The sequence below is a fragment of the Enterobacter hormaechei ATCC 49162 genome, from assembly GCF_001875655.1.
Taxonomy (GTDB): domain Bacteria; phylum Pseudomonadota; class Gammaproteobacteria; order Enterobacterales; family Enterobacteriaceae; genus Enterobacter; species Enterobacter hormaechei.
In genome coordinates this window covers 2,220,682-2,241,491 of sequence record NZ_MKEQ01000001.1, presented here as the reverse complement: position 1 = coordinate 2,241,491, position 20,810 = coordinate 2,220,682, and the positions used below count along the sequence as shown (strand labels likewise).

At 53.1% G+C, this 20,810-nt stretch carries 24 protein-coding genes and 3 tRNA genes; 10 read left to right on the top strand and 17 right to left on the bottom strand.

The features are described from left to right. From BH712_RS11270 to BH712_RS11225, 10 genes are all read right to left on the bottom strand, one after another. Positions 1-501 carry a Csu type fimbrial protein gene (locus BH712_RS11270; RefSeq protein ID WP_006810231.1) on the bottom strand — a complete coding sequence of 167 codons (501 nt, stop codon included), beginning with the start codon at positions 499-501 and terminating at the stop codon, positions 1-3. A 145-nt stretch (positions 502-646) separates the two neighbouring features. Further along, positions 647-1,285, bottom strand: a complete 639-nt coding sequence (locus tag BH712_RS11265; RefSeq protein ID WP_006810229.1) for an EAL domain-containing protein — start codon at positions 1,283-1,285, stop codon at positions 647-649. 180 nt (positions 1,286-1,465) lie between these two features. Next, on the bottom strand, positions 1,466-3,757 hold the full coding sequence (opgB, locus tag BH712_RS11260) for a phosphatidylglycerol--membrane-oligosaccharide glycerophosphotransferase (RefSeq protein WP_006810228.1): 2,292 nt from the start codon (positions 3,755-3,757) through the stop codon (positions 1,466-1,468). Between the two features lie 271 nt (positions 3,758-4,028). Further along, entirely contained in the window at positions 4,029-4,511 is a 483-nt protein-coding gene (locus tag BH712_RS11255) for a YjjA family protein (RefSeq protein ID WP_006810227.1), read from the bottom strand. An 84-nt stretch (positions 4,512-4,595) separates the two neighbouring features. Continuing rightward, on the bottom strand, positions 4,596-5,333 hold the full coding sequence (gene dnaC, locus BH712_RS11250; RefSeq protein ID WP_006810226.1) for a replicative helicase loader DnaC: 738 nt from the start codon (positions 5,331-5,333) through the stop codon (positions 4,596-4,598). Beyond that, positions 5,330-5,875: a primosomal protein DnaT gene (gene dnaT / locus BH712_RS11245; RefSeq protein WP_006810225.1), complete on the bottom strand. Its 546-nt coding sequence runs from the start codon at positions 5,873-5,875 to the stop codon at positions 5,330-5,332. Before dnaT ends, dnaC begins: the two co-directional genes overlap by 4 nt. Positions 5,876-5,998: 123 nt before the next feature. Then, positions 5,999-6,427: an organic hydroperoxide resistance protein gene (locus tag BH712_RS11240; RefSeq protein WP_006810224.1), complete on the bottom strand. Its 429-nt coding sequence runs from the start codon at positions 6,425-6,427 to the stop codon at positions 5,999-6,001. 85 nt (positions 6,428-6,512) lie between these two features. Continuing rightward, positions 6,513-6,965, bottom strand: a complete 453-nt coding sequence (locus BH712_RS11235; protein WP_006810223.1) for a MarR family winged helix-turn-helix transcriptional regulator — start codon at positions 6,963-6,965, stop codon at positions 6,513-6,515. A 44-nt stretch (positions 6,966-7,009) separates the two neighbouring features. Continuing rightward, a complete protein-coding gene (locus tag BH712_RS11230) occupies positions 7,010-7,483 on the bottom strand; it encodes a threonine/serine exporter (RefSeq protein ID WP_006810222.1) in 474 nt (157 codons plus the stop codon). Then, positions 7,474-8,250 (bottom strand): threonine/serine exporter family protein, encoded by a 777-nt coding sequence (locus tag BH712_RS11225; RefSeq protein ID WP_032673668.1) that lies wholly within the window; start codon positions 8,248-8,250, stop codon positions 7,474-7,476. The genes BH712_RS11230 and BH712_RS11225 overlap by 10 nt, the downstream gene beginning before the upstream one ends. A 388-nt stretch (positions 8,251-8,638) precedes the next feature. On the opposite strand from BH712_RS11225, the gene BH712_RS11220 reads away from it, so the two are divergent. Further along, positions 8,639-9,376: a helix-turn-helix transcriptional regulator gene (locus BH712_RS11220; RefSeq protein WP_032673667.1), complete on the top strand. Its 738-nt coding sequence runs from the start codon at positions 8,639-8,641 to the stop codon at positions 9,374-9,376. Beyond that, positions 9,373-10,008: a DNA-binding transcriptional activator BglJ gene (gene bglJ, locus BH712_RS11215; protein ID WP_032673666.1), complete on the top strand. Its 636-nt coding sequence runs from the start codon at positions 9,373-9,375 to the stop codon at positions 10,006-10,008. The genes BH712_RS11220 and bglJ overlap by 4 nt, the downstream gene beginning before the upstream one ends. 37 nt (positions 10,009-10,045) lie before the next feature. Here bglJ and BH712_RS11210 read toward each other — a convergent pair whose 3' ends face one another. After that, a complete protein-coding gene (locus BH712_RS11210; RefSeq protein ID WP_003856572.1) occupies positions 10,046-10,504 on the bottom strand; it encodes a YbaK/EbsC family protein in 459 nt (152 codons plus the stop codon). Positions 10,505-10,832: 328 nt separating this feature from the next. Between BH712_RS11210 and BH712_RS11205 the strand changes: the two genes are divergently transcribed. After that, positions 10,833-12,179 carry a PTS cellobiose transporter subunit IIC gene (locus BH712_RS11205; protein WP_006810218.1) on the top strand — a complete coding sequence of 449 codons (1,347 nt, stop codon included), beginning with the start codon at positions 10,833-10,835 and terminating at the stop codon, positions 12,177-12,179. A gap of 83 nt (positions 12,180-12,262) precedes the next feature. On the opposite strand, the gene fhuF is transcribed toward BH712_RS11205, so the two are convergent. Both fhuF and BH712_RS11195 read right to left on the bottom strand, forming a co-directional pair. Next, positions 12,263-13,051 (bottom strand): siderophore-iron reductase FhuF, encoded by a 789-nt coding sequence (fhuF, locus tag BH712_RS11200; protein WP_006810217.1) that lies wholly within the window; start codon positions 13,049-13,051, stop codon positions 12,263-12,265. 95 nt (positions 13,052-13,146) lie between these two features. Then, positions 13,147-14,211, bottom strand: coding sequence for a GGDEF domain-containing protein (locus BH712_RS11195; RefSeq protein WP_006810216.1), 1,065 nt, complete (start codon positions 14,209-14,211; stop codon positions 13,147-13,149). Between the two features lie 216 nt (positions 14,212-14,427). Between BH712_RS11195 and BH712_RS11190 the strand changes: the two genes are divergently transcribed. After that, a complete protein-coding gene (locus BH712_RS11190; RefSeq protein WP_006810214.1) occupies positions 14,428-14,697 on the top strand; it encodes a DUF1435 domain-containing protein in 270 nt (89 codons plus the stop codon). A 41-nt stretch (positions 14,698-14,738) separates the two neighbouring features. Here the strand turns inward: BH712_RS11190 and BH712_RS11185 are convergent. The 4 genes from BH712_RS11185 to rsmC form a co-directional block, all read right to left on the bottom strand. Continuing rightward, positions 14,739-14,825 (bottom strand) — tRNA-Leu (locus BH712_RS11185). 32 nt (positions 14,826-14,857) lie between these two features. Further along, positions 14,858-14,943, bottom strand: a tRNA-Leu gene (locus BH712_RS11180). A gap of 28 nt (positions 14,944-14,971) precedes the next feature. Beyond that, positions 14,972-15,058: transfer RNA gene (locus tag BH712_RS11175), tRNA-Leu, on the bottom strand. Between the two features lie 144 nt (positions 15,059-15,202). Beyond that, positions 15,203-16,231, bottom strand: a complete 1,029-nt coding sequence (gene rsmC, locus BH712_RS11170; protein ID WP_006810213.1) for a 16S rRNA (guanine(1207)-N(2))-methyltransferase RsmC — start codon at positions 16,229-16,231, stop codon at positions 15,203-15,205. 101 nt (positions 16,232-16,332) lie between these two features. Between rsmC and BH712_RS11165 the strand changes: the two genes are divergently transcribed. From BH712_RS11165 to BH712_RS11140, 6 genes are all read left to right on the top strand, one after another. Then, positions 16,333-16,746 carry a DNA polymerase III subunit psi gene (locus BH712_RS11165; RefSeq protein WP_006810212.1) on the top strand — a complete coding sequence of 138 codons (414 nt, stop codon included), beginning with the start codon at positions 16,333-16,335 and terminating at the stop codon, positions 16,744-16,746. Continuing rightward, a complete protein-coding gene (rimI, locus tag BH712_RS11160) occupies positions 16,715-17,158 on the top strand; it encodes a ribosomal protein S18-alanine N-acetyltransferase (RefSeq protein WP_003856565.1) in 444 nt (147 codons plus the stop codon). The genes BH712_RS11165 and rimI overlap by 32 nt, the downstream gene beginning before the upstream one ends. A gap of 19 nt (positions 17,159-17,177) precedes the next feature. Continuing rightward, entirely contained in the window at positions 17,178-17,855 is a 678-nt protein-coding gene (gene yjjG, locus BH712_RS11155) for a pyrimidine 5'-nucleotidase (protein ID WP_006810211.1), read from the top strand. A gap of 92 nt (positions 17,856-17,947) precedes the next feature. Further along, positions 17,948-19,537, top strand: a complete 1,590-nt coding sequence (prfC, locus tag BH712_RS11150) for a peptide chain release factor 3 (protein WP_006810210.1) — start codon at positions 17,948-17,950, stop codon at positions 19,535-19,537. Positions 19,538-19,841: 304 nt separating this feature from the next. Beyond that, a complete protein-coding gene (gene osmY / locus BH712_RS11145) occupies positions 19,842-20,459 on the top strand; it encodes a molecular chaperone OsmY (protein WP_006810209.1) in 618 nt (205 codons plus the stop codon). Positions 20,460-20,584: 125 nt separating this feature from the next. Further along, positions 20,585-20,746, top strand: a complete 162-nt coding sequence (locus BH712_RS11140; RefSeq protein WP_003856556.1) for a DUF1328 domain-containing protein — start codon at positions 20,585-20,587, stop codon at positions 20,744-20,746. Positions 20,747-20,810: the final 64 nt, after the last annotated feature.

The window sequence follows — 20,810 nt, the reverse complement described above, 5'->3', positions numbered from 1 at the left end:
TCAGTACTCCAGGTTTAAGGTTACATCGTCGCTATAGGTACCCGCCTGGGCGGTCGTCAGGGCGCCTGCGTCAATCACGCCATACAGCGTCTCTTCCTGTTTCATCCCGTTGCCGGTATCGGTGAGCCCTTCGGTGCCGGTGATTTGCGTCTGTTTGCCTTCGTCAGCAAACAGCTTCCACGCAATCTTTTGTGCGCCCGTTTCGCCGTTTTCCGGCTTCAGCCAGAAGGTGCCGTTCTCACTGCTGTCACTGCTGGTGGCGGAAAGGGTGAACGGCGTACCGTTGGTGCAGACAATATCGACCTGCGTTCTGGCCTGAATTTCACCCGCTTCGTCCGTACCGTGGCGCGAGAAGTTAAGATCGTTGGCGTTGAGGGTGCAGGACTTAACCACTTCCAGTGAGACGTGCATCGTCGCGCTCGCGGTGCTGTTGTCTGCGGCGATAGCAGCGGCAGGAAGCAGGAGAACGGAACAACATATAGCTGTGGGAATAATTCTCATGATTGTATTTCCTAACGTGATTAACGGTGCATTGACAAAGAAAAGGACTGAGCGTCCAGCAGGCAGAGCTTCCGATGAAACTCCGCCAGGGGATGGCTGCAAAACAGGACGATGACCTGATAGCCAGCGTTAACGATACCAGGCGTCACGGTCTTCCCCACAGGTAACCCTGACCGTAATCGGCCGCGCTGGAGCGGGCCAGGGCGAAATCACCCGCGGTTTCGATGCCCTCTATCAGCACCTTGCTGGCGAGACGTTTGCACTGGCGGGTGAGTTGTAAAAACTTTTCCCGCTCGGTGCGTCCGCCCCAGAAGGTATGCTTGTCAATTTTTACACCGCAGAAGCGGATCTGGCTGGCAAGCAGGTCGGGAAGAATGTCTTCGCAGACATCGTCGGCCCACACTTCTATTCCCCACCGATGCAGCGTGGCGATGCACGTCCGCAGGGTCCGGCTTTGCGTATCGTCAAGATGTACCAGCCTGTAAAGATCGGTGACTTCGACAGCAAGCCTCTCCGGGCTGGGCGTTTCTTCTTTCAGCCTGTCGAGGAAGTCCGTTTCCAGCAGCAAATCTGTCGTCGCGTTGAGATAATATTTGTCGCCCGCTTCGCAGAACATGGCATGTCGAAGCTGCGCAAAGAAATGCGCTTTACGCTGCGTCGCGGGCATCGAGCAAAAATAGTCTTCGAGATCGACGTGAGGCAGTGCCGTGGACAATACCTCCCAGGCAATCACGTGTTCGCTGCGCAGTGCCCGGATGGATTCGAACTTATAGCCGGTTAGCATGATAAAAGTGCGTAACGCTCCGTGGTAAATTCAGAAGCTGCACATTTTATGGATTGTGATTTTGGCGGGATATTTATAAATAAAAAACGCGTATATATAGTGTTTTTATCTAATTTATAAACGTTATAAAGGATTATTTAATTTCATAAGCGCCCAGCAGGAAGCCGGGCGCTGCGCGCATTACCCGTTGTTTTTGACGATTTTGATTTCCACCATGCCGATCCCCAGCTTGCGTGGAGAGTGACCGAGAATATTCCCTTCGTTAGTGGACTGTGGATCGGGCGGCACAATGACCAGCGTATTGCTGCGCGAAGGATTATCGAAATGCAGCGTGCTGGTGGTGACGTCATTGCTCAGCGTTAGCGTCTGTTCTTTATCACCGACGCGCACCGGAATAGGGCGGTTTGCGTTGGGACCAAATGCTCTGGCGGTGATCACCAGATCGAATTTCTCCGGTAACGGCTGGGTATACTCAATTTTCACCTCATCACCTAACTGTGCGTTAGACCAGCGCCCCCAGGATTCAGGCCGTGAAATACCGCTGAACTGCTTCACCTCTTCCGGCGCACCGGCAACGTTAAAGATAAAGCTGTCTGCTTTGTAGCGAATGTCGTTATCGACGATTTTCAGCAGGTCAACGTTGCGCTGATAGCGTGCGGTATCAATCACCGTGTCTTTAAAGGCGGTTTTCCCCTGCCACTGCGGTTTGTCAACGTGTTGCACGGTCTGCTCACCGCCGAGTTGTCCCTGAGAGACGCACCAGTCGGTGGACAGCGACAGCGATTGCGACCAGAGCTGGCCCATTTTGTAGCACCTGTCGACCCAGACGAAATTATCGCGCGGGGCAAATTCTGCCAGCTGGAAGCGCAGTGGTGCGGAGTATTCGCTTTCCGGCAGCGGCTCGACGCGGTTATCCGACACGCGCAGCAGCAGTGGCAGGCGGAAATGGCTGCCGGAGAACGCGATCATTTTTTTATCCTGATCGATGGTGAAATCTTTAATCGCTTTCGGGAAGTTCCACAGACGAATGATATCCGGCTTCCAGGCGAGGATTTTTTCCTTCATGTTGAGGAAGATTTCCGACAGGGACTGGCCCGACAGCGTGCTGCGGCCCAGGCCAATAAAGTTATCGCCCCCCAGAATATCCAGCACGGTCGCGCCGTTATCCATCGAGTTACGCTTAGCGGCAATGACCTCCTGCTGCGGTTTATCGCCGCGCAGCACAAAGAACAGGTTGCTGCGATCCTGCTTATTCAGCTCATCCCAGGCGCTGTTTTTCATCGCCAGATGGTCAGACGACACGACGATGACCGTATTTTTAAAATAAGGCGAGGCTTTGATTTTCTCTATTAACGCCGCGATATGCTCCTGGCTACAGGTCACGGCGCTAAAGGACTTGTTGTTTTGACCGTCAATGTCGTAGCGCTGACGTTTACAGGTGCGCGATACGAAACCATCCGGGTGGTGCGTGTCGACGGTCAACGCAAACAGCGAGAAGCGTTTACCGGCGCGAGAAAGTTCCTCGAATTTCTTCCAGGTTTCATCCAGAACGGTATCGTCGTAAAAGCCCCAGTCATTGCGGTAAGCCGGATCGGCGACGGTGGTTTTTAGCTCTTCGGAACCATACAAGTGATCGAAACCGTGGGATTTCAGGAACACATCTTTCCCGGCAAAGCGCAGATTAGCGCCCTGCATAAAGTAGTTTTCATAGCCCGAGTTTTTCAGGATATCGCCAAGGCAAATGTTTTGCGGGAAGAAGCTCGACATCGAGGCGGAGGCGTTACCTTCAAACGGAGCGAACAGCGGAATGCCGCACTGGGAGGCCACCATCCCGGCGATGGTGTAATCCGTGCCGGGTAACTGCATGGTGTGGCTGAAGTCGAGGCCCTGATTTTTCAGCGCGCCAAGCTCTGGCGTCAGGTTCGGGAACGCCTCGTTGTCAAAATAGGTGCGTTCCAGACTCTCACCGTAGATGTAGACCAGGTTAAGTTTGGGGTTATCGATTTTTTTCGCTGGCTCTTTGTAGTAGGTCACGAAGTCCGGATCGCCATCGCGCGACTGGGATTTTACCAGCTCGGTAATTTGATGAAATGCCGGGCTGGCATCCACCGAGGCCAGCGCCAGGCACAGCGCCAGCAGGCTGTAGCCATGATGATGCGGACGGTGACGGCGACGGCGCAGGACCCAGGCCAGCGCGGCGAAAATGCCCACCAGCGCGACCACCAGCCCCAGACCCGGAAGGATGTACTTACCCACACCAGCGCCGGTCAGGCTGTTGGTCAACGTGTAAAGCACCGCGTCGTTAATACCGTCGCCGGTAAAGTAATCGCTGGCATATAACGTAATGTTTAGAACAATAAAAATGCCGAGTACCACCAGGGTGGCCACAAACCACCAGGTGTGACGACCGGCTTTCCAGGCATAAACGCCGATGGAAGCCAGGAAAAGGACAAGGGACATTAACTCTGACAACAGCCGATCCTCATCATGCCGGACGCTTAGCCGGCTAATTGCTTATTTTTTGGGTAATACAATGTAATTGCGATGTCGCTTAGCTGCAATTTTAGTGTCACGAAAGTGTGCTGTTGTTAGGATTTGGTTTATAAAATCGGATTTTTGAATACAGTCGCATCGTGGCATACGGACGCTGAAGTGGTGGCAAGGGGTAAAAAAACGCACTTCACGCCGCGGGGTAAGACTAACGCGATAAACGCGGCGTGTTGTGGCAGAAAATGGGGGACGATCAGGAGAGGAAATTAACGCCTTGTTTCAGCACCAGATCGCAGGCTTTCGTTTTCACCTGTTTCGCCAGAGATGAGTTTCCAAGGGTGCTGAGATTAAGTTGCTGGCCATTTTGCGCGTTCAGCAGGCCCTGAATACCGTCCATATAGTTGGTATCCGCCTTCTGCTCCTGGGTGTCCAGACCCAGTTTACCCAGCACCTGGTTCTTGATGTTTTCGGTATCGGTGACGGAAGCCAGCTTCTGCTTCGCACAGTATTCCAGAATACCCGCCGCGTTGTTCATCGTTCCGGCGCTCAGGCTTTGGGAGCTGTTACTCAGCAGGCCGGTGAGGGACGAGGCGGACAGCCCGCCCTGAGAAGTACCGCTCTCTTTGGTCAACTCACTTGCTGCGCTGGAGAGCGACTCCTGCCATGATGCGGCCTGCGCTGCGCCAGTCACCAGCAGAGCGCCAGTAAGGATGCTGATAAAAAACTGTTTTTTCATAATGAATTACTCAACAAGGTCCGTTTTGGGCCAGAAGTGGGTCCAGTATATACCTCTGCTCTTCTGGCGCTCCCTGGAAATATCTTAATACTCTTTGCCGGTGACGCGACTGCGATAGCTGTCCCAGTCGAAGATGACATACAGGCTATTACCCAGCTTCATGCGATCCATCACCCGCTCGCCAAGCAACCGGGTCATCTCGTCAATATTGTGGTTCGTCAGCATACCGGTGGGACGTTTTGATGACGAACGGCGATCGACAATCTGGTTGATGATCACTTTCTCGTAGCGGGATTCCGTCTGGACGCCGATCTCGTCGATGACCAGCAAATCCACGTTACTTAAATCATTCAGCAGCTGTTCTTCACTGGTTTCGCGGTTGCTGAAGGTGTCCTTCATGGCGGACATAATATCGGCCACGGTGATAATCAGCACTGATTTCCCGCGCAGCAGCAGCTCGTTGCAGATAGCGGCCGCCAGGTGATTTTTCCCGGTGCCGGGTTTACCGCTAAAGATGAAGCTGGCGATGTTGCCGTCAAATTCATCCACATACTGGCGCGCCTGGTTAAGGGCGTTCATCTGCCCCTGTGACTCAACCTTGTAGTTCTCAAAGGAGCAGTTCTGGTGCAGAGGGCGAATGCCCGAGCGGTTAAAGGTGCGCTGCATTTTCATCGCACGGTTCTCGCGGGCGAGGGCCGCCGCGCGGATTTCACCCTGCTCTTTTTGCCACGCCAGCAGCTCTTCACCGGTGGTGAAGGCGGGCTTCACGTTGGCGGGCATCATTTTCTGCAAACGTTTCATCAGGTCGCCGACGTTTTTCATTTTGCACCTCGGAATCCATCAGGAATTTTTTTGTCCGGTTCTGAAAAGGCATTGATATCACGTTTTGGCTGGCCGTTGTTGCTGGCGCGGTTGATTTGCAGACTGCGCGCAAGCTTTTGCTGCCACTGAACATGGTGGAATACTTTCCCTTCAGCCTGCCAGTAAGCGGTAAAGGCCGCCAGCTCTTCCGGTGTCGCGGGCTGCGAGAGGGCTATTCCCCATAATGCCGCCTGCCGCTGAAAATCGGCGTCCGGCTGCCAGCCAGCGTACATGGGAAATTTCCCCATTGGGATGGCTACCGGGGCACTGGTGGGTTCGTCAAAAAACTGATTATCCAGCATGACATCGCTCGCCGGGCGCGACAGCTTCGCTTCAATCTCCAGAAGCTGCGCCAGACGTTCCGGCGTGACCGCGTAAAACGCCGGGGCGTTGTCGGCAAATACCGCGAGCGTGCCGCCTTCGGCGTGCGTCAACACACCGCGAGGATCGCGCATAAAGGCATCAATGCCAGCAATGCTGGTGGTCAGGATTCTGGAGGACATAACACTTTCTCTACTGATTACTACGGGCGTGATTGAGGGTTATGGTAGCACAGAGAGAGGGAAGGAAAGCAGAGGATTTCCCCGGCGGCGTTACGCTTACCGGGGCTATCATCACAGGCGTTGTTACGCGATGATTTTCAGCGTCACGTCAATATTGCCGCGCGTTGCGTTAGAGTACGGACAGACGATATGCGCCGCATCCACCAGTTTTTTGGCTTCCGCTGCGTCCATTCCTTCAACGTGGATATTCAGCTTCGCTTCGATACCAAAACCGGTTGGCAGCGGGCCAATTCCTACTTCGCCTTCAATAAAGGCGTCTTTTGGCAGAGCGAATTTGTCACGTGCCGCCACGAACTTCATTGCGCCCAGGAAGCAAGCGGAGTAGCCCGCAGCGAACAGCTGTTCAGGGTTGGTGACTTCTCCCCCCATGCCGCCCATCTCTTTTGGCACACCCAGTTTGACATCCAGAACGCCATCGGAAGAGGTGGCGCGGCCATCACGGCCTCCGGTTGCTTTGGCTTTGGCAGTGTAGACAACTTTTTCTAAAGACATGGCAGGTTCCTCATCTTACGTTTATATGCGCTATTAAATAGCGCGCGATGTATTAAGTTAAAAGCGGACGCGTAAAGTATAGCGCTTAAGCGCGATGCAGCTGTTGGCGCAAAAGTTCAAGCTGTTGCTTGAGCGCCAGCAGGGTGTCGGTATCACACTTCGCTGCACAGCCCACGGCGTGTGGGATCGCCACGGCCTGCTGTTGCAGCTCGCGACCCGCATCGCTCAGGGTGACGGCGACCTGACGCTCATCCTGACGGGAACGCTGGCGGAAGATCAACCCCGCACTTTCCAGGCGTTTCAGCAGGGGAGTCAGCGTGGCGGAATCCAGGAACAGCCGCTCGCCAATATCTGACACCGTAATATCGTCCTGCTCCCACAGCACCAGCATCACCAGGTATTGCGGGTAGGTCAGGTTAAGCGGCGCCAGCAGTTGCCGGTACAGCTTGTTAAGCGCCAGGTTTGCCGAATAGAGGGCAAAACAGAGCTGGTTATCCAGCAGAAGCGCGTGGGTGGTGTCGTTCGTTTTTGCGTCCATGAAATGAATATAGATAGCGCACGATACAATTGCAAGCGATTTTATTACACGCGTGGACGTTTGCGGTAAAGCCATAAGCCGGGGATCGACAGGCCGATGGAGAGCGCGCCCACAATCGACGAGGCTTTGAGGAAGTTGCTCAGGAGCAGGATCATCTGAGGCTCGCTGTAGCCAAAGTGGCTGATTTTTACGGCGGAGATCATTGCCGTATAGGCTGAAATGCCCGGGAACATCGGGATCACCGCCGCCACGGTGAACACTTTCGGGTGCGCCAGATACCAGCGGGACCACTGAATACCGATGCTGCCAACCAGCATGGAGGCGATAAATGTCGACCACTCGATATTAAAGCCCGACGTCATCATGACCATACGTGAGCCGTGACCAATGGCACCCAGCAGCGCACACCAGGGTAACGCACGCTGCGGGACGTTAAACACCATCGCAAATCCAACGGCGGGAAGGGCTGCCAGAAGCATGTCCTGCGCCAGTGCGAGCAGAAAATCCATCACGCCCATCCGCGTAACCCCCAGAGCGTCATGGCCATTACCACCCCGATACAGGTCGCCAGTGTCAGCAGGCTGGCTATCGCCCAGCGCGCCAGACCGGTGTTGATGTGGCCTTTAAACATATCAGCGACGGCATTGATTAAGGGAAAACCCGGCACCAGAAGCAATACGCTGGCGGCCATCGCCACAGTCGGCGTGCTGGCGAAAAAGGGCTGGCGCAAAAGCAGGCCGGATACGGTTGTCGCCACAAAAGCCGTGATGCAGAAGTTAATTTGCGGATGTAACTGCCTGTGCGTCAACAGCTGGCGGACATACATCGCGATGCTGCTGGCAAAGAAAGTCACGACAGCGCCGTCCCAGCCGCCCGCGTTGAGCTTGCAGAAGCAGGCGCAGGACAGTCCCACCATCAGCACAACCAGCCAGCGTGGATACCGGAGAGGTTTGATTTGGTTGAAGCGTTTCTCTATCTCCCGGAGATCGAGCAGCTTGTGTTCGGCAAGGATCACGATGTGCTGCACTTCCGTCACGACGTGCATGTTAATGCCGCGGTCATGATTTTTACGGGTGGAGGTCAGGCACTGTCCGTCTTTAATGGTGGTCAGCACAATGGCATTTGACGAGATGGAGCTCTCAACGCTGTCCATCCCCAGCGCCAGCCCCAGGCGTGTGGAAAGTTCTTCCACGAGGGCGCTTTCTGCCCCGTGCTGTAAGAGAAAAAGCCCGCACTGAATACATAGCCGCGTGGTAGCACGTTGCGTAGACCGATCTGCCTGCATGAAACGCCCTGAAGAGAAGAGAGATTGCTTACTTTTAACACAAAGTGCGGGGGCCTTTGCGCTGGGCCAGATCAACATTTGTGCGATCAGTTGCGTTTCCAGCACGGCGAAAGCGTCATTTTTATTTATTTAATGAATGTGTGATGGGAATTTATAGAAACAATGTATTAAGTATTTCTAATTTCATATTTTCGATCTTTTCACGCAATGTGAATTAAATTCTTGTAGTCTTTGTGCGATATTAAGACTGTATTGGGCGTTTCATAACCCACGTGACATTTCTACTGGTTTACGAATATTAAGGCGTTTTGTACTAAGGAATACAAACGTGTTTAATCTCGTAGGGTTAGTTCGTTCTTAAATAATGAATTCATGACATGGAGGGTCTATGTTGCCATTGAATGGTAAACACGGAGTTGTGATTAGTAGAGTACCGGTTATGCAAAATGGGTTAGGTAGCGTCATGTCGCGTCACTTTCCCGATTTTGAGATAACGTATTGCCGTTCGATGCAGGAGTTGACGCTACTACAGTTGCGTCGCGCTGGGGTCGTTATTGCCGATATTTCGGGTGAGTATCGCAATCCTCGCGGCACGCTTGAGCAATATTATGGATTAATGAATCAGTATCGGGATATTCACTGGATATTCCTTGTCTCGCGTCCCCTTTATCCGCTTGCAGTAGAGCTTCTTATGCGTCCGGAAAGCACGCTGCTTTCGGATATGGAACCCATTGAAGGCGTTATTAACGCTATTCGCGCGGGCAGTGAGCGTGCCGAGCGAATAAGCCAGACGTTATTAATACCGGAAACGCCCGATATTGAAGAGGAGAGTGAGCAAATGATTGCGCTCACCCACTCTGAGCGCAAGGTGTTGCGTTTGCTTGGTAAAGGTTGGGGGATCAACCAAATTGCCACGTTACTGAATAAGAGTAATAAAACGATCAGTGCACAGAAAAACAGTGCAATGCGCCGCTTATCACTTCGCAGTAATGCCGATATGTACGCGTGGATAAGCAGTACCCAGGGAATGCGAGAACTCAGTTTAATGTCGGCTTATGGAGAGTTTGAGGAATGGAAAAGACCACTGCAACAAGACATATCGCCGTCATCGAAAGCTGCTCAATGAGCGCTGTAGGGCTGAAGCATCTTTTTGCGATGCCCGCCCTGAGCCATTACCAGGTGCACCTGTTTAGCAGATTCGATAGTTTTAAAGTGGCGCTCTCGGATATCTCATTCTATGCGGTTATCTATTCATTGTCTGATGAGCGTGAGGAGCGGAGAAACTGTCTGGCCTGTTTACGGGATCTCACCTTCACCCACAGCGACGTCCAGCGTATCGTGCTGGCCTCTGATGAGATGGAGGCGAGGCTGGTCAGCCATCTTTCGCCTTCTCGCTTGCATGGGATAATCAGTAAATCGGTTCCGCTAAAGCAGTTAATGGAGGGGCTGGAGACATTACTCAGCGAAACGCATCAGGTGAATGACAACATGTACAATCATTGGTGTGTGAGCCAGAATCGCATGCTAAGCCCGACCGAAAGGGCGATTCTGCGTTATATGTCATCGGGTTTTTCAATCCCTGAAATTGCGGCACAGCTTGAACGCAATATTAAAACCATCCGGGCGCATAAATTTAATGCCATGGTAAAGCTGGGTGTCAATTCTGACGTGGGATTACTGGATGCGGCGGATATTCTGGCGCATCTCCCTGCCCGTGAAGTCCGTCGTTCCGCTCTCACCGTTCCTTCATTTTCTTAGCATAAAGTGATGCGCCAGAGTTCTTCTGGCGCAACGTTCAAATGCAGACATCCACCCATTTTGCTGCGGTCAGTTCCGCCATTCTGTCGGGCGATATACGCACCGCACTGTGGATGGCGCCCGCTGCGGGTAACACTTCCGCGTACTGTTTTAATGTGATGTCACAGTAAACAGAGAGCGGATTTTCCAGTCCGAACGGGCAGACGCCGCCAACAGGATGACCCGTCAGAGTGACTACCTCATCGCTGCTGAGCATGCGGGCTTTTGCGCCGAATGTCTCTTTGAGCTTTTTGTTATCCAGACGCGCATCGCCTTTTGCGACCACCAGAATCACGTCATTTTTGATTTTCAGTGACAGCGTTTTGGCAATCTGGCCGGGTTCAACGTTGTGCGCGGCAGCAGCAAGGGCAACAGTCGCTGTGCTTTGGTTAAGCTCAATGATCTCTATATCCGGAGCGTGTTCGGCGAAAAACTGCTGTACAGACTGCAAACTCATTGATTCCTCCTGACAAATATCCTGCGTAATCTGTCATAAGAATTTAGTCGCTGTAAATATCCCTCACGTAACAAATATCCGCCGGGGGTGATTTCTGGATCGCCTTCACATTCACAGAAACCGGTTACAGTAACCGGTTGCAGAGCGTGATGCAGAGATTAATACTAAGTGTGTAACTTCCCCTGTATCTAATAATAAGAGCTAATTATGAAACCATTCCGTTTGAGCAGTACCGCTGGTACACGATCCGGCAAGGTTGTGACGCTGATGTATGGAACAACGTGTGACGTGAGAGCGTCCGAAACGAACGTCTGACAGGAGAGCTGCTATGTCTGCCAACCATGCTGCATTTAATCTGATTTTCCGCTTCGTTGAAAATTATGTCAGCCCTATTGCCGGGCGCATCTCTTCCCAGCGCCATGTCATGGCTATTCGTGACGGGTTTATCTCAGCGATGCCGTTTATGATTGTGGGTTCGTTTTTATTAGTGTTCGCTTACCCGCCTTTTTCGCCTGATACTACCTGGGGTTTTGCTCGCGCCTGGCTGGATATGGCGAAGCAGTTTGAAGGTCAAATTCTGACGCCGTTTGATATGACGATGGGGGTGATGTCCCTTTATATCTGTGCGGCTATTGCCTACAACCTGGGCAAACATTACGTTAAAACCCATCAGCTGGATCCGTTCATGTGCGCCATGCTGTCGCTGATGGCGTTCCTGCTGGTAGCCGCCCCTAAAACCAAAGGCGCTTTACCGGTCGATAGCCTTGGAGGGACCGGTATTTTCACCGCGATTCTGGTGGCGATCTATTGCGTTGAGATGATGCGTTTCCTGAAAGCGCACAATATCGGGATCCGCCTGCCAGACCAGGTTCCACCGATGATCAAAAACTCGTTTGACCTGCTGATTCCGGTGCTGGTGGTGGTGCTGACGCTCTATCCGCTGAGCCTGCTGATCCAGTCGCAGTTCGGTATGCTGATCCCACAGGCCATCATGTCGATATTCAAGCCACTGGTCTCTGCGGCTGACTCGTTGCCTGCGATCCTGCTGGCGGTGCTGATTGGTCACCTGCTGTGGTTTGCCGGGATCCACGGCGCAGCGATTGTCTCCGGGATGCTGCAAATGTTCTGGCTGACTAACCTCGGGGCGAACCAGACCGCGCTGGCGGCGAGCCTGCCTTTGCCACACATCTTTATGGAAGCCTTCTGGACGTTCTTTATTGTTATCGGCGGATCGGGGGCGACGATGGGGCTGGTGTTCTGCTATCTGCGTAGCCGCTCCGCACACCTGCGCTCCATTGGACGTCTGAGCGTGGTGCCAAGCATTTTCAATATCAATGAACCGGTGATTTTCGGTACGCCGATTGTGATGAATCCGGTGTTCTTTATTCCTTTCCTGCTGGCGCCGATGGTCAATGCCGTGCTGGCATGGGCAGCGATGAAATTTGATCTGATTGGCCGCGTGATTTCCGTTGTGCCGTGGACGGCACCGGCTCCGGTTGGTGCCGCCTGGGCGCTGGGCTGGGATTTCCGGGCAGCCATCCTGGTGCTGGTTTTAGCCTGCGTCTCCGCCATTATCTATTTCCCGTTCTTCAAGGTGTATGAGAAACAGTTGCTTCAGCAGGAAGCGGAAGAAGCACAGCGTAATGGGGAAGAGGAAAATCAGCAGGTCGCTTAGGTAAAAGCAAAACGGCAACGCAGGTTGCCGTTTTAGTGTTTGTTCCCTCGCCCTGCGGGCTGAGGGCAACAGGCCGGGCCAGACTACTTAAGCGTGCAATCGCCGCACTGCTGAACATCCGGCAGACGGTAGCGCTGACAGCAGGTACGACGTACCAGCAGTCCCTCACGCGGCACCACGGTGCGGTAAAGAGGGTTATCCCGTCCATCCGACAGCTGTCTGGCAAAGAAACAGCTCTGACGCAGCGCATCGACTTTCTCGTCGCCGAGCAGCGGCTTCATCTCCGTTAAATACCAGTGGATAAGATATCCGGTATTACTCCAGATCAGTTTGCCGTTGATCTCACCTGTCGCTTCCAGCGCATCAATGACTGGAACCAGCGCGCTTGTGATCAGCCGTTCCATACGCGCCTGGGATGACAAATGCTTCGCGCTCGGATCTTCATGTACATCAATCCAGAAACAGGCGGCGCGCCCGGTCTCATGAAATTCGACGTGGAAATGTTCCGACGAGAGATCGAGCATGGTCTCCTGGGTCAACAATGCCAGCATCACTGGCGGTACCATCAGACCGATATACCACTGTGCCCAGAGGGAAAGTAGCGGTTTGTTTTCCCGCGTCAGCGTCGGTTGGTTACGATAAATGTGGTCGGAATAGGTTGCCAGCAGTGACCGCAGCTCGGCAGGTCGTTGCCACTGACTCAGCGTCAGCGCATGATGCGGGGGCGCTTCATCCAGTTTGATGAAATCCAGCAGATGGGCGCGTGTTACGGCGATTTTTTCCCGAATGGCATCCGCAAGCGTCGTTTCCCCGGCGGAGAGTGGAGCTCGCCAGAGTAGAGGCTCAACGATGTGTGCAGTACGAGTCGCCATAGTGTGGATTACAAATCTAAATGATAATGATTGCCAATCCTAACTATAGATAAAACCGAGCGCAAGCGTTTTATACTGGCGCTGTGAAGGCGGTTTCAGGCGGTATGAAGCTCGTCGCTCAGCAGAATGCTGTTGCGTCCCATATGCTTGGCTTCATAGAGAGCTTTATCGGCTTTCGCCAGCGCGCCCTCAACGTCTTCTCCTTCGAACATGGCGATGCCAATGCTGATAGTCACGTTAGTGGCGACGCTTTCGTTAAACATATGGGGGATTTTAAGATCGTAAACCTTCTGACGTATGCGCTCTGCCGTCTGGCGTGCTTGCTCCAGGGGGATGTTACTCAACAGCACCATAAATTCTTCCCCGCCAAACCGGGCGACAACATCGCGTGAGCGTACGGCGTCGCGGATCGCAGCCGAGACTCTGATTAAGGCCTGATCGCCCATCATATGGCCGTAATGGTCGTTGTAGGCTTTGAAATGGTCGATATCCATCAGCAGCACGAAGTGCTCGCCACCGTCAGGTCTGGGGAGATTCTCCAGACGGCTTTGCAGCCCGCGACGGTTATATAAGCCGGTGAGCGGATCCATCATGCTGAGATCGGTCAGGGTTTCCCGCTCTTCCAGCAGTTCGGAAAGCAACTCCTGGGCGAAACGGTCATTGCGCCGTTGAAGTACATGGTGAATACCAATGGCGACCACCGGCAGCGCGAAAAAATAGACCATTCTCAGCCAGTTTTCGGACGGGCTAAGCCACAGGCAGGAGATAAAAGCGGGAAAGGAATGTAGCGTAAAGGCTTTAATATTACTGGCAAACGCCAGAGACCCTATAAAAAGCACCGTTAATAGCGCCATCATTAAATAGGTCGCATGATCGTGCGTTATTAAGAGAAATTTTGAGACGATCTGCCAGGCCCATAAAAGCCCAAAAATAGCTGAAACAACAGGGATATTTATTTTTCGCGTGCTGTTTTTCCAGTGCCAGATAAGTAAGCCTGTGCTGATAGTCAGTACGGCAATCAGGGGAACTGATAACACACGTACGGAATAAAGGGGGTTTGTTACCGAGAACAGTGCTGATGCGGCGTTCAGAAATAAAAACAAACGTAAAGATAGCTGATATTTCTTGTTGACCAGAGACAGCCAGGATTGTGATGTCATATGCGTGCGTTTTTATTAAAACTCAATTAAAACAAGGAGCAAGGTGTTGTTATGTAATATTGGGCGCTTCAAAATTGAATTTTTATTATCAGAAAAACTTTATAGAAAGTTAACAGGTGGGCAATTTATCACCTTACACATTCTCTGTCATTATGGGAAAGCATATGCTGGCGCAATTTCTTACGTCGCATACTGACAAGTGATAATTACTATCATATGATATTGGTTATCATTATCAGTGCGAGAGGTGAAACCATGTTGAGCAAAGCGCTGGGAAGTGGGTGGGGGATATTGCTGCCTGGTTCCATCATCGGTGGATTAATGTTTGCCGATCTTCCCATTGATATCTGGAAAGCAATGATTGTCTCAGGGTTGCTGGTGACATCCGCGATGATCTGGCACAAACAGTTACGGCACTATGTGCTGCTGCCATCATGCGTTGCACTAATCAGTGGGCTGCTGGTGATTCTGATGAGTTTGAAATAAAAGGAAAAACAAGAGGTACTGCTGAAGGGATGTAAGATAATTGGTGCGAGGGGGGGGACTTGAACCCCCACGTCCGTAAGGACACTAACACCTGAAGCTAGCGCGTCTACCAATTCCGCCACCTTCGCACAGTCATCTTACTGGTTTGATATCGCCTCGTTGGTGCGAGGGGGGGGACTCGAACCCCCACATCCTAAGGACACTAACACCTGAAGCTAGCGCGTCTACCAATTCCGCCACCTTCGCCCAGTGCGAGCAATATCAACGTGATTTATGGTGCGAGGGGGGGGACTTGAACCCCCACGTCCGTAAGGACACTAACACCTGAAGCTAGCGCGTCTACCAATTCCGCCACCTTCGCATACCATCGACACTGTAAAAGTATCGTAACCACGGAGGCGCATTCTAGATGTTTTCAGCTTTACGTCAACAGAAAATTGCGCACGTTGTTTTGATTGCTGCAAAAATGGGCGATGGCAGCGTCAGCCATCGCCGGACAGGGGAATTACTTTTTCGCCTGACGCGTCATTACGGTGCGGTATACCTTGAAGCGGCCCGTCTGGGCGATCACTTCGTGGAAACCAAAGGTTTCATCCAGCACTTTCGGGTACGCAAGGAAGGCGTTCGCCACGATACGCAGCTCACCGCCGCTGTTGAGGTGACGGGTTGCGCCACGGATCAGCGTTTGCGCCGCTTCAAGGCTGGTCTCCATACCGTCGTGGAACGGCGGGTTAGAGATGATCATGTCAAAGCGACCGGTCACGTCGGAGAAAACGTTGCTGGCAAGCACCTCACCTTCAATGCCATTCGCAGCAAGCGTGGCGCGGCTGGCTTCCACCGCCGGGGCGCTTACGTCACACAGGGTTAAACGCACTTTGGGTGAATGGCTGGCGAGAACCGTTGACAGCACGCCCGCGCCACAGCCCACGTCCAGCACTTTGCCTTTGGTGTGCGGCGTCAGGGTGGACAGCAGCAGTTTGCTGCCCGTATCAAGCGCGTCACGGCTGAATACGCCTGGCAGGGTTTTAATGGTCAGGCCGTCAAGCTGATACTCGTCCCAGAAGGCGTTGGCATCAAAGGTGGTCTGTTTTTCCAGACGGCCATGATACAGGCCGCAGCGACGGGCGCTGTCGATTTTCGTCAGCGGCGCCCAGGCTTCGAGCATCTGCTCTGCGCTACGCACTCCGCTGCGGTTCTCACCGACAACAAAAATATCACAGCCAACCGGCAGCAGAGAAAGCAGGTTCATCAGCTGGAACTGGGCTTCCGGCTTGTTCTTTGGCCAGTAGTAAATGAGCGTATCGCAGTCAGCAATATCGCTCTGCTCCGCCGCCAGGCTAAAGCGCGCACGCTCGCCCATCTGGCGGCTCAGCACCTGCCAGTGGTGATAGTACTGGGTATGGGCACGGCTTTCAGCACAGTCGAAACGTGCGGGCAGGTCATCCTGCATATCTCCGGCAAACAGAATACGGCTTTCTTCGAAATCATCACTGTGACGCAGCAAGACTTCACTTGCCGGGGTAAATGCAGACATGAATTGTTCCTCAATAAACTCAGGCGGGGATTATAGTAGGTAGATGGCGCAGTTTCGACACATTTGCTATATTTGCGCGCCTGAGAGACAGGAGTTTTGCTATGACATCCCGACGAGACTGGCAGTTGCAGCAACTGGGCATCACCCAGTGGGCTTTGCGTCGCCCGACGGCGTTGCGGGGCGAAATAGCCATCTCCATCCCTGCGCATGTCCGCCTGGTGATGGTGGCAGAGGCGCTGCCTGCCCTGAATGAACCGCTGATTGAGGATGTCCTTCGCAGCCTGAAGGTGACCCGCGATCAGGTATTACAGCTGGCGCCCGAAAGCGTCGCGATGCTTCCCCCTGACAGCCGCTGTAACAGCTGGCGAATCGGGGCGGTGGACGAGCTTCCTCTTGAAGGAAGCCAGATCAGCTCGCCAGCGCTGGACGAACTGAAAGCCAACCCAAAAGCGCGCAGCGCGCTATGGCAACAAATTTGCGAATATGAACACGATTTCTTCCCTCACGACGGCTGACCTGACTACCGCGTTCGCGATTGAAACCCGCGCCCATGCCTTTCCGTGGAGCGAAAAGACGTTTGCCAGCAATCAGGGCGAACGCTATTTAAATCTCCGCCTGGACGTGGACGGTGCGATGGCTGCGTTCGCCATCACGCAGGTCGTTCTGGACGAGGCGACGCTGTTTAATATCGCGGTCGATCCCGCTTACCAACGCCGCGGGCTGGGCAGGGAACTGCTTGAGCACCTCATCCGTGAGCTGGAAACCCGTGACGTTTTCACCCTGTGGCTGGAAGTGCGCGCGTCCAATGTCGCCGCCATCGCGCTCTATGAAAGCTTAGGCTTCAACGAGGCGACTATCCGCCGTAACTACTACCCCACCGCAGAGGGACGTGAAGACGCCATTATCATGGCTCTGCCAATTGGATAACGAAAATAAGGTTGTAACGATGAAATGGGACTGGATTTTCTTTGATGCCGACGAAACGCTGTTTACGTTTGACTCGTTCGGCGGCCTACAGCGGATGTTTCTCGACTATAGCGTGACCTTCACCGCTGAAGATTTTCAGGACTATCAGGCGGTGAACAAACCGCTGTGGGTGGACTACCAGAACGGTGCCATCACCGCGTTACAGCTTCAGCATCAGCGTTTTGACGTGTGGGCTGAACGGTTAAATGTCAGTCCAGGGGTGCTGAATGAGGCCTTCCTGAATGCGATGGCGGACATCTGCGCGCCGCTGCCTGGCGCCGTTTCTCTGCTGGATTCGCTGAAAGGGAAGGCGAAGCTTGGGATCATCACCAACGGCTTTACCGCGCTTCAGCAGATCCGCCTTGAACGCACCGGCCTGCGCGATCATTTCGACGCGCTGGTGATCTCCGAACAGGTGGGCGTACCGAAGCCGGATCCGCGTATTTTCGATTATGCGCTGGCGCAAGCCGGTAATCCTGACCGCGATCGCGTGCTGATGGTGGGGGATACGGCAGAATCTGATATTCTGGGGGGTATGAGATCGGGTCTGTCTACCGTCTGGCTGAATGCGCATGGGCGCGCGCTGCCGGAAGGCATCGAGCCGACCTGGACCGTTACGTCATTGAACGAACTGGAGCAGCTCCTGTGTAAACAATGATTGCCTGCCCCCTGTTGATGGGTAAAATAGCCGCATTTTTCGTATTCCATGATGCGCGGCCTGCTACCGCGCTTACCTAAGAAGAATTGATTATGACGTTGTCTCCTTATCTGCAAGAGGTGGCCAAACGCCGCACTTTTGCCATTATCTCGCACCCGGATGCCGGTAAAACGACCATCACCGAGAAGGTGTTGCTGTTCGGACAGGCGATCCAGACCGCGGGGACCGTTAAAGGCCGTGGCTCCAGCCAGCATGCAAAATCCGACTGGATGGAGATGGAAAAGCAGCGTGGTATTTCGATTACCACCTCCGTGATGCAGTTCCCGTATCACGACTGCCTGGTGAACCTGCTTGACACCCCGGGCCACGAAGACTTCTCCGAAGATACCTACCGTACCCTGACGGCGGTGGACTGCTGCCTGATGGTGATCGACGCTGCGAAAGGGGTTGAAGATCGTACCCGCAAGCTGATGGAAGTTACCCGTCTGCGCGATACGCCGATCCTCACCTTTATGAACAAACTCGACCGTGACATCCGTGACCCGATGGAGTTGATGGATGAAGTGGAAAACGAGCTGAAGATTGCCTGCGCGCCCATCACCTGGCCGATTGGCTGCGGCAAGCTGTTCAAAGGGGTTTACCACCTCTATAAAGACGAAACCTACCTGTACCAGACCGGTAAAGGCCACACCATTCAGGAAGTCCGCATTGTGAAAGGTCTGGACAACCCGGAACTGGACGCCGCTGTCGGTGAAGAGCTGGCTGCACAGTTGCGCGATGAACTGGAGCTGGTGAAAGGCGCGTCGCACGAGTTCGACAGAGAGCTGTTCCTGAGCGGTGAAATTACGCCGGTCTTCTTCGGTACCGCGCTGGGTAACTTCGGTGTTGACCATATGCTTGACGGTCTGGTGGAGTGGGCACCGCAGCCGATGCCGCGTAAAACCGACACCCGCGAAGTGGAAGCGAAGGAAGAGAAGTTTTCCGGCTTCGTCTTTAAAATTCAGGCCAACATGGACCCGAAACACCGCGACCGCGTCGCCTTTATGCGTGTCGTCTCCGGTAAGTATGAGAAGGGCATGAAGCTGCGTCAGGTGCGTATCGGTAAAGACGTGGTGATCTCCGACGCGCTGACCTTCATGGCGGGCGACCGTTCGCACGTGGAAGAAGCCTATCCGGGCGACATCATTGGTTTACACAACCACGGTACCATTCAGATTGGCGATACCTTCACGCAGGGCGAGATGATGAAGTTCACCGGCATTCCGAACTTCGCGCCGGAACTGTTCCGCCGCATTCGTCTGCGCGACCCGCTGAAGCAGAAGCAGCTCCTGAAAGGCCTGGTTCAGCTTTCCGAAGAGGGGGCAGTCCAGGTGTTCCGCCCAATCGCCAACAACGATCTGATCGTGGGCGCGGTAGGTGTGCTCCAGTTTGACGTGGTGGTAGCCCGCCTTAAGAGCGAGTACAACGTGGAAGCGATTTACGAATCGGTGAACGTGGCGACCGCGCGTTGGGTTGAATGTTCAGACGTGAAGAAATTCGAAGAATTTAAGCGTAAGAACGAAGTTCAGCTGGCGCTGGATGGCGGCGATAACCTGACCTATATCGCCCCGACCATGGTAAACCTGAACCTGACGCAGGAACGTTATCCTGATGTTCAGTTCCGCAAAACGCGCGAGCATTAATCCCCTCTCAGAGCACGGCAGCCGCCGTGCTCTTCTTTAATTCCTGTGTTATTAAACCCTTGCGGAATGTTCTTAATTCACCGCAATTTTTCGCTATTCGTTCGTTTTTTCCCCAATTCTGAATGCACCCCTCTGATTGTGATCTATATTTAACTCAGTGTTTAGCACCGGGCGTGGATGAATTAACTGTTCAATGCATGTCGATTGGTTCTCCATTTTGCCCCGGTGTTAATTCGCAATATATAAAACCAAGATTTAGGGAAGTATGTCGCCCAAATAACGGGCAAAACACAGGAATAAATCGATGAATATGACAAGACTGAAGATTTCTAAAACTCTGCTGGCTGTAACGTTGGGTAGTGTCCTGGTAAGCGGTTCTGCACTGGCGGAAACCAGCACCATGGATAAAGCGCAAAATACCGCCGATACCGCAGGGGAAAAAATCGATAGCTCTATGAATAAAGTCGGTAATTTCATGGATGACAGCTCAATCACAGCAAAAGTGAAAGCCGCACTGGTGGATCATGAATCCATCAAGAGCACCGATATTTCTGTTAAAACCGACAACAAAGTTGTCACCCTGAGCGGTTTCGTTGAAAGCCAGACCCAGGCCGAAGAGGCCGTTAAAGTGGCTAAAGGCGTTGAGGGCGTTAGCTCCGTCAGCGACAAACTGCACGTACGTGACAACAAAGAATCGTCGGTGAAGGGCTATGCCGGAGATGCAGCAACTACCAGCGAAATCAAAGCTAAACTGTTAGCTGACGACATCGTGCCATCCCGTATGGTGAAAGTTGAAACCACCGATGGTGTGGTCCAGCTGTCCGGTACGGTTGAGAACCAGGCACAAAGCGATCGTGCCGAGTCAATTGCGAAAGCGATTGATGGTGTGAAAAGCGTCAAAAACGATCTGAAAACGAAGTAAAGCAGCACCATTCGCCCGACAGGATTACACCTGCGGGCGAAATAAAAACGACTCTGGAAAAGCCGGTGAGTGACCTGAGCGCTCACGTTTAGCGGCCGACATTAACTATGGTAAAGGAGAGGCTTATGTTTCGTTGGGGCATTATATTTCTGGTTATCGCGTTAATTGCCGCCGCATTGGGCTTTGGTGGACTGGCGGGTACTGCGGCTTGGGCAGCAAAAATTGTCTTCGTCGTGGGTATTATTCTGTTCCTGGTCAGCCTGTTTACGGGTCGACGTCGCCCGTAGCAAACGCAATATATATTAAACAAACTCAAGCCAGTCCTCGTGACTGGCTTTTTCTTGTTTGAGA

Bases quoted from the DNA above. Each gene is read 5' to 3' on its own strand.
- BH712_RS11270 (WP_006810231.1), bottom strand. From the start codon at position 501: ATGAGAATTATTCCCACAGCTATATGTTGTTCCGTTCTCCTGCTTCCT.
- BH712_RS11265 (WP_006810229.1), bottom strand. From the start codon at position 1,285: ATGCTAACCGGCTATAAGTTCGAATCCATCCGGGCACTGCGCAGCGAA.
- BH712_RS11255 (WP_006810227.1), bottom strand. From the start codon at position 4,511: ATGAAAAAACAGTTTTTTATCAGCATCCTTACTGGCGCTCTGCTGGTG.
- dnaC (WP_006810226.1), bottom strand. From the start codon at position 5,333: ATGAAAAACGTCGGCGACCTGATGAAACGTTTGCAGAAAATGATGCCC.
- dnaT (WP_006810225.1), bottom strand. From the start codon at position 5,875: ATGTCCTCCAGAATCCTGACCACCAGCATTGCTGGCATTGATGCCTTT.
- BH712_RS11240 (WP_006810224.1), bottom strand. From the start codon at position 6,427: ATGTCTTTAGAAAAAGTTGTCTACACTGCCAAAGCCAAAGCAACCGGA.
- BH712_RS11235 (WP_006810223.1), bottom strand. From the start codon at position 6,965: ATGGACGCAAAAACGAACGACACCACCCACGCGCTTCTGCTGGATAAC.
- BH712_RS11230 (WP_006810222.1), bottom strand. From the start codon at position 7,483: ATGGGCGTGATGGATTTTCTGCTCGCACTGGCGCAGGACATGCTTCTG.
- BH712_RS11225 (WP_032673668.1), bottom strand. From the start codon at position 8,250: ATGCAGGCAGATCGGTCTACGCAACGTGCTACCACGCGGCTATGTATT.
- BH712_RS11220 (WP_032673667.1), top strand. From the start codon at position 8,639: ATGTTGCCATTGAATGGTAAACACGGAGTTGTGATTAGTAGAGTACCG.
- bglJ (WP_032673666.1), top strand. From the start codon at position 9,373: ATGAGCGCTGTAGGGCTGAAGCATCTTTTTGCGATGCCCGCCCTGAGC.
- BH712_RS11210 (WP_003856572.1), bottom strand. From the start codon at position 10,504: ATGAGTTTGCAGTCTGTACAGCAGTTTTTCGCCGAACACGCTCCGGAT.
- BH712_RS11205 (WP_006810218.1), top strand. From the start codon at position 10,833: ATGTCTGCCAACCATGCTGCATTTAATCTGATTTTCCGCTTCGTTGAA.
- fhuF (WP_006810217.1), bottom strand. From the start codon at position 13,051: ATGGCGACTCGTACTGCACACATCGTTGAGCCTCTACTCTGGCGAGCT.
- BH712_RS11195 (WP_006810216.1), bottom strand. From the start codon at position 14,211: ATGACATCACAATCCTGGCTGTCTCTGGTCAACAAGAAATATCAGCTA.
- BH712_RS11190 (WP_006810214.1), top strand. From the start codon at position 14,428: ATGATATTGGTTATCATTATCAGTGCGAGAGGTGAAACCATGTTGAGC.
- rsmC (WP_006810213.1), bottom strand. From the start codon at position 16,231: ATGTCTGCATTTACCCCGGCAAGTGAAGTCTTGCTGCGTCACAGTGAT.
- BH712_RS11165 (WP_006810212.1), top strand. From the start codon at position 16,333: ATGACATCCCGACGAGACTGGCAGTTGCAGCAACTGGGCATCACCCAG.
- rimI (WP_003856565.1), top strand. From the start codon at position 16,715: ATGAACACGATTTCTTCCCTCACGACGGCTGACCTGACTACCGCGTTC.
- yjjG (WP_006810211.1), top strand. From the start codon at position 17,178: ATGAAATGGGACTGGATTTTCTTTGATGCCGACGAAACGCTGTTTACG.
- prfC (WP_006810210.1), top strand. From the start codon at position 17,948: ATGACGTTGTCTCCTTATCTGCAAGAGGTGGCCAAACGCCGCACTTTT.
- osmY (WP_006810209.1), top strand. From the start codon at position 19,842: ATGAATATGACAAGACTGAAGATTTCTAAAACTCTGCTGGCTGTAACG.
- BH712_RS11140 (WP_003856556.1), top strand. From the start codon at position 20,585: ATGTTTCGTTGGGGCATTATATTTCTGGTTATCGCGTTAATTGCCGCC.